Source organism: Candidatus Methylacidiphilales bacterium, assembly GCA_033875315.1.
Lineage (GTDB): Bacteria > Verrucomicrobiota > Verrucomicrobiia > Methylacidiphilales > CAZTYG01 > JANRJG01.
The window spans coordinates 26,462-36,807 of record JANRJG010000017.1; the positions used below are offsets into that span (position 1 = coordinate 26,462).

4 protein-coding genes are annotated in these 10,346 nt (G+C 61.5%); all 4 read left to right on the forward strand.

Going from position 1 to position 10,346, the window contains the following annotated elements:
• Nucleotides 1-21 precede the first annotated feature (21 nt).
• The 4 genes from SFU85_06555 (at nt 22) to SFU85_06570 (ending at nt 9,655) form a co-directional block, all read left to right on the forward strand.
• Nucleotides 22-3,306, forward strand: a complete 3,285-nt coding sequence (locus SFU85_06555) for a hypothetical protein (GenBank protein MDX6766435.1) — start codon at nt 22-24, stop codon at nt 3,304-3,306.
• 74 nt (nt 3,307-3,380) lie between these two features.
• The gene (locus tag SFU85_06560; protein ID MDX6766436.1) at nt 3,381-5,891 is read left to right on the forward strand and encodes an alpha-amylase family glycosyl hydrolase; all 2,511 of its coding nucleotides are present in this window, start codon (nt 3,381-3,383) and stop codon (nt 5,889-5,891) included.
• Nucleotides 5,888-8,305 (forward strand): alpha-amylase family glycosyl hydrolase, encoded by a 2,418-nt coding sequence (locus tag SFU85_06565; protein ID MDX6766437.1) that lies wholly within the window; start codon nt 5,888-5,890, stop codon nt 8,303-8,305. The genes SFU85_06560 and SFU85_06565 overlap by 4 nt, the downstream gene beginning before the upstream one ends.
• Nucleotides 8,306-8,329: 24 nt before the next feature.
• Nucleotides 8,330-9,655, forward strand: coding sequence for an MFS transporter (locus SFU85_06570; protein ID MDX6766438.1), 1,326 nt, complete (start codon nt 8,330-8,332; stop codon nt 9,653-9,655).
• The last annotated feature ends 691 nt before the right edge of the window (nt 9,656-10,346 follow it).

The following is a 10,346-nucleotide window of genomic DNA, read 5'->3' on the forward strand; positions in this document are numbered from 1 at the left end:
ATCCCCATTTTGTCGTTGGCCATGAAATTGAACTGTCCAAGCTGGAGACCCTGGGCCCTTGCTTTTCTGGCCTGGGGGATGGCCACCAGCCACGCCAACAACAACGTCTATGTCTCCCGCTTCTGGCACAACCACCAGCCGATCTATTGGCCGGAGTGGAACGGCAACGGAGGGCAGAACCAGCGCATCCAGTATGCCTGGGATTCGATCGTGTTGAAAAACGGCCAGACCTACGGCACCGGCGTGGGCCACCCGGAAAATGACCTGGGCAACATCTTTGGACTCGACGACCGCCGCAATGCCTATCAAAGCGGCCCGCGAAATTCCCTGGCCTCTTTTAACAGCAACGGGGGTTTCGCCGTCAGCTACTCCGGTTCGCTCATCGACAACGTCCGCCAGCTCGGTTCGCTCGGCCAGCTCGGCTACGGCAGCGGCTGGAACAACGGTTACCGCGAGGCCCGTGGCTGGCGCACCCGCAACGGCACCGGGGCCACCCGCATGGACATGGTCGGGTTCACCTACCACCACTCGCTCGCCCCCCTCATCCCCAAGGCCGTCCTGCGCAAGGAAATCCAGATCTTCAAGCAGGCTTGGTGGAAGGCCTGGGGCGGCAACGCCGACCTCTCCGACCATTCCAAGGGATTCTTTCCCACCGAAATGGCCTATTCGCGCCACATCATCGATGTCCTGGCCGATGAAGGCTACGAATGGGTCATTGTTCCCAGCCACCACATCAGCCGCACCTGTCCGACCTACAACAACCAGGCCGACCCCACCGCCTCCTACAACATATTCTCCAGCCCGCCCAACAAGGCCGACCAGATCGGCCCATCCCCCACCACCGGTTGGTGGTACAGCCAGCCCAACCCCGGCAACGCCGCTTGGAATGTCGCCCCCTACGCCTACCAGCTGCACAAGGTCAAATACGTCAACCCCGAAACCGGGGCGGAAAAATTCATGGTTGCCGTGCCCTCCGACGATGTACTCAGCTATCGCTACGGCTACGCCAATGAGGGCATCGGCAAAATCGGCGAGTTCATTTCACCTTTCGCCACCGATCCCAACCGCCCGGTCATCGTCATGCCCGCGACCGACGGCGACAATGCCTGGGGAGGGGGATCAAGTTCCTGGAACGAAGCCACCCCGCAATTCTTCAATGGCTCGGCTTCGGCCGGTTACCGGCCTTCCACCCCCCAGGATTTCGTGGATGACAACAAGGCCAATGCCCCCCTGGCCCACATCGAGGACGGGGCTTGGATCTTTCCGGAGAGCGACTACGGTTCGCCCTACTTCCTCAAATGGATCGAGCCCCCGGTGGGCAACGCCACCAGCACCACGAAAGTTCCGGGCACGGTCATCGACTTGGAAACGCCCGGCTTCGCCCTCAAATTCTGGAGCTGGGCCCCGGTCATCACGGGGGCCAATTGGGTCGAGACCGCGGAACAGATCCTGCGCGATGAGGGGGGCAGTGCACGGGCCTGGGTTATCCAGGCGCCTTACGATTGGGGCGATGGCAACACCTCCAGTTGGAATCCCGCACCCAACGATGTCGAGCTGGCCTGGCACATCTACCTCGGCGGTCTCGATTCCGGCTTCAATTACTACGGCGGCCTGGGAAATGACGATGAAGTCAAACAGTCCCTGGCCACCCGCCGTGCCATTGAAAAACTGCAGCCTTGGATGACCGCGTCCCGCCGCAACAACGACCGCACCCCGCCCTCGGTCCTCAAGCCCCAACGCTTCCCCTACAACCCGGGTGCCTACACCTTCGGATGGTTCAATTCCATTCCCGGCGGTGACACCCGTTACCTCAAAAAGATGCCTTCGGAATTCTACATCTGGACCCACGCCTACGATCTTTCTGGAATTTCCTCGGTGAATCTCAAGGTGCGCATCGACGCCGACGGCACCAATCCGCTGGGCTCGAACCAGAATGAAACCTACGCGGGCGGCGGCGAAGTGGGTTCCTGGGTCAGCCTTCCCATGACCAAAAAAGTCCTGCCCAATTCCCCCTCCACCCTCAACGCCGCCGCCAACAACGGCCAGATCAATTACTTCACCACCCCACCCGAACTGGCCGATTACTACGTGGTCAAAATCACCAACACCAACCTGGCGGGTTTCAAGGGCAAGCTCCTCGATTATTACGTCGAGGCCACCGACACCCGCAACAACACCCACAAGTCCGACATCCAGCATGTCTTCGTCGAGGACGATGGTACCGCCACCCAGCCCCCCGCCGCCCCCACCGGCCTGGCGGGGGAATCCCCGGCGGGTAACCGCATCAACCTCGGTTGGACCGCATCCTCCGAAGCCTCCAGCTACCGCATCCTCCGGGGTGGGGTCGAGGTGGGCACCAGCGCCTTTCCCTACTTCTCCGACACCACCGTCATGCCCTCGACCTCCTACAGCTATACCGTCATCGCGGTGAACAGTGCCGGGCAGTCCTCCCCCAGCGCCGCCCTGTCCATCACCAGTGCGGCACCCGGTGTCGATCCTCCGCCCTTTGTGCTCAGCGGCTCCGCACCCCCCGGTTATCTCCTCAGCAACCCCGGCATGACGATTTACGCCTGTGTCCGCGGCACCAAGCTTTACGTCGCCACTTGGTTTGCCGCTGCCGCCAATGGCAATGACCATTTCGTCCTGGTTTCCGATGAACTCCTGCCCTCCGCCACCACCCCCGCCCTGGCGGGTTGGGGCAAGGCCGGGCAGGTGGCCGTGCCCACCACCGCGGCCGTGCTTTGCATGGAGTCCACCAATGGCTGGGCCGGATGGCAGTGGCACAATCCCGGCGGCACCACGCTGAATGGCACCGTCAACAAGAACGCTTCCGGCCAGGTGGAGGGAGTCATCGATCTGGTGGACACCTTCGGCACGATGCCCGACACGCTCTACTTTGCCAGTGCCGCCTATCAAACCGCCAACGGTGGCGCCCTGGCCGCCCAGGCGCCCGCCGCGGTGGTCCCCAACGGCAACATCGAACCCTCGGAGTTTCTCGCCGTGCCCCTCCAGGCCCTGCGCGATTCCGCCGGCGACAACCGCCTTGACCTCCTGGTTCCAGAACGCGGCTTGCGCCCGTCTTTCGGTCCCCGCAATGGCATCCTGGAAATCCGCTGGCCCGGTGTTCCGGGCAAGTCGTATCGCATCCGTTACAAGAATTCCCTCGCCGATGCCCAGTGGGTCACCGACCTGCCCGACTCGCTCCTGACCGCGCCTTCTGCCGAAACTTCCCCGCCCGAGCTGATTTTTTCCGACTCCACGACTCTGCCCGCCTCCCGTTTCTACCACATCGAGGTTCAACCCTGACCCCCCATCATGTGCGACGTTCTGCCCGGTTCTGTTATACATCGCCCCGTCAAAGCTTTTGCTTTCTCAACTCCATGAATCCATCCTATCCCCGTCTGAGCCTCCTGTTTCTCTTTTCCGCCATGAGCCCACTCCTCACACCTGTCTATGCCTACGAGGGGAGGGGAGCGGATGGTGTCGGTTATACTGTCCAATACAGTCCGGAAGCGCTTTCGGTGACCTGGAAAAGTCCCCGTGTCAACGCATCCTCGTCCCAGGTTTGCCTGGCCGTGGGCAACCGGGAGATGGGTGGTTCCTTCATCACGCCCTACGCCAAGGACACCGAGGGTTCGACCGTTTTCCTCCCCTTCCGCGCAGGTTTGTTGGTCTACGCCACCGCAGACGGCTCAAATACCCGGTTCCGCCGCTGGAACCAGACCCAGTGGTCGGCCCCCCAGTCCGGCAACGACACCGTTCGCGTCCAGCGGGGGGAGGGCACTCTCACGTTGGTTCTGCCCCGGAGTCTCATCGGAAAATCGGAAGGTCTGCGGGTGACCGCCTACGCCAAGGATTTCAGCAGCCCTCCCGGTTGGGGCACGCTTTTCGGCGCCCTCGGAACAGGCCACACCGGGGGCTCGGGTGACGTTGTGCTGCGACACTTCCTCGCCTTGGAAGGAAAAGACGGCGCTCTGACGCTCAGGTCGCGCGGTGACACCGATGCCGCCAAGGTCCGTATCTATCAGATGCTTCCCCGCCATTTCGGCAACACCAACGAAACCCGCAAACCCAACGGGTTCATCGAAGACAACGGCTCGGGCAAGTTCGCCGATCTGAATCCGGATTCCCTCGCCTCCCTCAAAAAAACGGGCTTCACCCACATCTGGGCCACTGGTGTTCTCCAGCAGGCCACCGCGACCGACTACAGCGCCATCGGCGAACCCGCCGACGATCCCGACCTGCTCAAGGGACTGGCCGGCAGTCCCTACGCCATCAAGGATTACTTCGATGTCTGCCCCGACTACGCCCGTGATCCGGCCAAGCGACTGGAAGAATTCAAGGCCATGGTGTCCCGGGTCCACGCTTCCGGGTTGAAAGTCCTCATCGACTTCGTCCCCAACCATGTGGCCCGCAGCTACCATTCCACCATCAAGCCGGATCTGGATTTTGGGAGCAAAGACGACCGCACGAAATTCTTCAGCCCGGACAACAATTTCTTCTGGCTCACCCCCGAATGCAACCCCACCGGCAAGGGGCCACCCCTCCGTCTGCCCACGGTCGATGCCCAAGGCCGGCCGACCAGCCCGACCTGCAAGGTGGCCAAAACTCCCAGCGACGGCCTCTTCGCCGGCGAAAGGGACGCGGGACGGGTCACCGGAAACAACGTCGCCAGTTGGGAGCCCGACGCGGGCAGTTGGTACGAAACGGTCAAACTCAACTACGGGTTCGACTTCACCGACCCCGCCAAGAAGCGCCGCACCTACCCCCATGGCGACCAGTCGGCTTTGCCCATCCCTGATACTTGGAACAAAATGGACGCGGTCATCGCCTATTGGCAGGAGATGGGGGTGGACGGGTTCCGCGTCGACATGGCCCACATGGTCCCACCGGAATTCTGGTCATGGATGATCACCCGCGCCCGCTCACGCAATCCGGGGGTGTATTTCGTCGCAGAGGCCTATGACAGCGATCCCGCCAAGGTCCCGGGGGGCGATCCGGTGGTGCGCGAAGCCGGAGGGGGGCATGTCATGGTCGACCTGCTCAATGCCGGATTCGACGCCGTTTACGACGATGCCACTTACGACAAGCTCAAGGATATCTATGATGGCGGGGCCTGGGCCAACGACCTGGACCGTATCCACCTCGCCCCCTTTGTCGCCGACCAGTCCCTGCGTTACGCGGAAAACCACGACGAGGTCCGTCTGGCCGGGAAGGGCCATTGGGGCGGTATCGGCATGGAAGCCGGACGTCCGGTTTCTGCCATCCTTTACGGCCTCTCGCGCGGGCCGATCATGCTCTACAGTGGCCAGGAAGTGGGTGAACCGGCCGACGGTGCGGAGGGTTTCGGCGGGGATGATGCCCGCACCTCGATCTTCGATTACTGGTCGATGCCGGAATTCGCCAAATGGGTCAACGGGGGCAAGTTCGACGGGGGGCGCCTCTCCGCCGCCCAAAAGGACTTGCGGGAATTCTACGGACGCCTGGTGCGGCTGGCCAATGAGCCGGCCTTCCGTGATGGCGATTTCTATCCCCTCAATCCCGATAATGAACCCAACCCGGCCTACGGGCGGTTGGGGGATGAAAAAGCCAGCGGCCACTGGCTTTACGGATACCTCCGCCGGGATCAGGCCACCGGACAAGCGTTCCTCGTTCTGGCCAACCTCCACCGTTCGGAAACGCTGCGGGACGTCGCGGTGGTCTTCACCCCGCAGGCTTCCATGTTCCTGGGCAAACCCCTGGCCGGTCTCGCCTTCGAGGAAAAACTTTCCTCGACGCCTCCGCTCCGGCTGGTAGCCGCCGGGAAAGAACTGGTCGTTCCCACACTCCCTCCGCTCACCCCGTATTACTTCGAAATCAAAAGCGCCGCGTCCGGCCCCGCCTTGAAATGAACCTATTTCTATCCCATCGCCATCGTCCCTCCCCATCGCTGTGGTGCGTCCTGCTCGCAAGTGGGGTACTGGGCTTGGGAATCCTTCATGCCGCCGATCGGCCCTATCTGGGCTGGATCCCGATTCAAACCGTCGAGGCCGGGAAGGAATTCACCCTGGATCTGCGGCGATTCTTCGAAGCCGGGCCGGGAGGCCGGCTTGACGTTCCAACATCCGGAAAGGACTGGGAAGCCAGTCTGAATGAATCCGCGTTCCAACTGCGGGTCACGCCTGCGTCCGGAGCCAAGGGGCTCATCGACATCCCGCTTCGTGTGGTGGCCGAAGGCGCCAAAAAGAACGCACCACCGCTGGCCGAGGCCGTCCTGACCCTGGCGGTGTCGGCGCCCGCCGGGCACACCTTTGTCTACGAGGATCGGACGGGCAAGGCATCCAAGGTCACGCTGGCAGGGGTATTCAACGGTTGGAATACCGATTCCCACCCCTTGAAATCCAATGGTTCCGGGAAGTTCGAACTCACCGTTCCTTTGCCCGCCGGGGATCATCCTTACAAGTTCCTGGTCGATGGCGTCTGGACCCCGGACCCCGCCAATTCCGAGACCGAACCCGGTAGTGACAACTCCCTGCTCCGTTTGAAGGAAGGAACGGCCCCGGGCGCGGCGGCCTCGGTCTATGCCGAGAGTCAGGGCCGCGACAACGTGGTCTTCCGTGTGCCCGATGGTTCGCTCCCCCGGGTGTCGGCCGTGCTGCAACTTCCAAACGGATCGTCCCAAGTGATCCAGACCGAAGCGACGGGTGGGCGGGTCAAGATTTCCACCGCATCCTTCCCCGACCGCTCCTGGCTCCGGTTGGCGGTTGTGGATGACAAGGGACGCGTCAGCCCGCCCGCCCGCGTCCAGATCCGGCCCGATGGATCATTCCAATGGCAGGATGCGGTCATCTACTACGCTTTCACCGACCGCTTTGTGAACGGCGATCCCTCCAACGACCGCCCGGTGAAAAATCCCGATGTCCTGCCGCAGGCCAATTACTACGGTGGCGACTTCGCCGGCATCCGCCAGAAGGTGGAGGAAGGCTACTTCGAGAAAATCGGGGCCAACGTCCTCTGGTTGGCCCCGCTCAACCGCAATCCCGACGGCGCTTGGAAGTCCTACAAGGCCCCGCAGCGCACCTACACCGGCTACCACGGTTACTGGCCGGTATCTTCCACCGACGTCGAACCCCGCTTTGGCGGCGAGAAGGAGCTGACGGCCCTGGTGGAAAGCACCCACAAGAAAAAGGGGAAAATCATCGCCGACCTGGTGCTCAAGCACGCCCACATCGAGCACCCGCTCTGGAAGGAACACCGTGATTGGTTCGGCACCCTCGAACTCCCCGATGGCCGCAAAAACCTCCGCATTTGGGACGAACACCAGTTCACCACCTGGTTCGAAGAATGGCTGCCCGGTTTCAACTTCGAAAACGAGCAGGCCGTGCGCTACCTCATCGACAACGCTGTCGCCTGGGCGGAAAAGTACCAGCTAGACGGCTACCGCCTGGATGCGGTCAAACACATCCAGTATTCCTTTTGGTGGAAATTCCGTGCCGCCCTGCGCGACCGCGTCCAGGCCAGACGGAGTGCCCCGATGTATTTTGTCGGGGAAACCTTCATGGACCGCCGGGGCATCATGTCCTTTGTCGGGCCGAACATGCTGGATGGGCAATTTGATTTCCCACTCTACGACACCCTGATGGAAGTTTTTGCCACTGGTAAAATGGACTTTGCCGAATTGGAAAAATCCCTGGCCGCCTCCGAAGTCATCTACGGCAAGGAGACCCTCATGTCCACGCTGGTCGGGAACCACGACAAGTCCCGCTTCATGGCCTTCGCCGATGGCGATCTGCCCGATGCCGAAATCAAGGACGAGGAAGAGGTTGGCTGGAACAAGCCCCCCCAGGTCGACCATCGCAGTTCCTACGAGAAACTGAAGATGGCCCTGGCCTTCATCATGGCCATCGATGGCGCACCGATGGTGTATTACGGCGACGAAGTGGGCATGACCGGGGCGGGCGACCCCGACAACCGCCGCATGATGCCGCTGGAGAAGGATCTTTCCAGTGACCAGAAGTCGGTGCGGGATTTCTTTTCCCGGGCCACCGCCGCACGCAGGATGCATCCGGCCCTCCGTTACGGCAGCCGCCGCGCCTTGGTGGCGGATGGGGACCGTTATGCCTTTGTCCGCCGCCATCTGGATGACGTCGTGCTCGCGGCCTGGAACCGGGGCGAGGCCGCCTCTGCCTTCGAATTGCCGGCGGGTCCGGAGATGGCCGATGGCACGTATACGGACGCCTTTTCGAAAAACACCCTCGAAGTGCGCAACGGAACAGCCCGGTTCAATCTGGACGCCGGCCGCGCGGCCTATTTCACCAAACCCTAAACACGCATCCCAACCCGATTCATTATGAAGGAAAAACCCCGTCTCAATTTTTGGTCGCTCTGGAACATGAGCTTCGGCTTCTTTGGTATCCAGTTCGGCTGGGGCCTGCAAATGGCCAACATGTCGTCCATCTATCAAATGCTCGGAGCCAGTGAGTCCGAGCTGCCCCTTTTGTGGCTGGCCGCCCCGGTGACCGGCCTCGTGATCCAGCCGATCATTGGTTACATGAGCGACCGGACCTGGAACCGGTTGGGCCGCCGTCGTCCTTATTTTCTCGTCGGGGCCATCCTGGCCTCGGTCGCCCTGGTCTTCATGCCCAATTCGAGCGGGTTGTGGATGGCGGCCGGATTGCTCTGGATCCTCGACGCTTCCGTCAACATCAGCATGGAACCGTTCCGTGCCTTCGTGGCCGACATCCTGCCGGAGTCCCAGCGCAAACAGGGCTTTGCCCTGCAGAGCCTGTTCATCGGCCTCGGGGCGGTGCTGGCCTCCTCGATGCCCTACTTCCTGACCGAGCACTTCGGGGTGGCCGGGACAGCCCCTGCGGGACAGATCCCTCCGGCCGTGCATTATGCTTTTTACACCGGTGCCGTGGTCTTCTTGGCTGCGGTCCTCTGGACCGTTTTCACCACAACGGAGTATCCTCCGGAGGACCCGGAGGCTTTTGCGCGCATGAAGTCGGAAAGTGGGGGCGTGGCGGGGTTCTTCCGCGAGTTCATCCATGGCTTGAAAACGATGCCGCGCGTCATGCGCCAACTGGCCTGGGTCCAGTTCTTCACCTGGACCGGTTTGTTCTGCATGTGGATTTATTTTTCACCCGCCATTGCCCGCCACGTCTTCGGCGCCGTCAAGGACACGCCCGCCTATTCCGGCTTGGTGGCCGAGGCCGGCCAGTGGACCGGGGTGTGTTTCTCGGTCTACAACGCGGTTTGTTTTGTCTTCTCCTTTGCCTTGATTGCCCTGGCGCGGAAGTTTTCCGCCCGCCTGATCCACCTGGCCTGTCTTTTGATCGGTGCCGCCGGCCTGGCATCCGTGTCTGTGATTTCGGACAAGCACTTGTTATTGCTGGCCATGGCCGGGGTGGGGATCGCCTGGGCGTCCATCCTTTCGATGCCCTACGCCATGCTGGCCAACGCACTTCCGGCGGACAAAATGGGTTTCTACATGGGCGTGTTCAATTTCTTCATCGTCCTGCCACAGATCACCATCGCCCTCGGCCTGGGCAAGGTGTTGGAACACTTCCCCGCGATCGATTCGGTTTACATCGTCGTGGCCGGTGGAGCCGCCATGGCCCTGGCCGCGCTGCTGACGTTGAGAGTCAAGTCAGACGAACAACCGGTGGCGGAATAAAACCGTATTCTGTAGCCGCGACGGGTCATCGCGGAAGGGGATGGGGGTAGGGGAGGGAGGTAGGGGAGGGAGGTAGGGGAGGGAGGCCCCGCGATCACCGATCGCGGCTACAGGGGATGAATTTCTCCGGACCAAGGCCAATCTTCAGCACGGTCCACCAATCCGGCACGCACGGGGTTCTGCCGCACATATTCCCATTTTTCTCCGACTTTTGCTTCGGTGCGGCACAGATGGTCGAAGAATTCGCGTTGCCAGATAGGGGCGGGAATCGTAAGGGCCTTGGTCAATTGTTTGGATGTCCATTGCTTCCACTGCTGAATCCATTTTGCTCAAAGATGAAGGATTCTCTGCTGGCCAGGCTAGTAAGTGAACGTGATCAGGCATGATCACATAACGGTTTACCCTCCAGCCGTGGCGGACTGTAGATTGTTCCCATTCTTTCCGAAGGATGTCTGCCGCGACAGCTTGAGCCAGTAGTGGTCTGCGCTGGTAGAGACAAATTGTCAAAAAAAAGACCGGCGACCTCACGAAAATCTGGTTCAGCCGGCTAAGAGCCTATCCGGATAACCCGCGTGACCCGCGCTGGGGATCAAAAAGCCGTCCGGCGAGGCGCGAGGAGGGAGCAGGTATGAAATATACCCGTGACCGACGAGCAACAAAGCGGGGCGGCTTTTTGGCCCCAGCCCAGAGG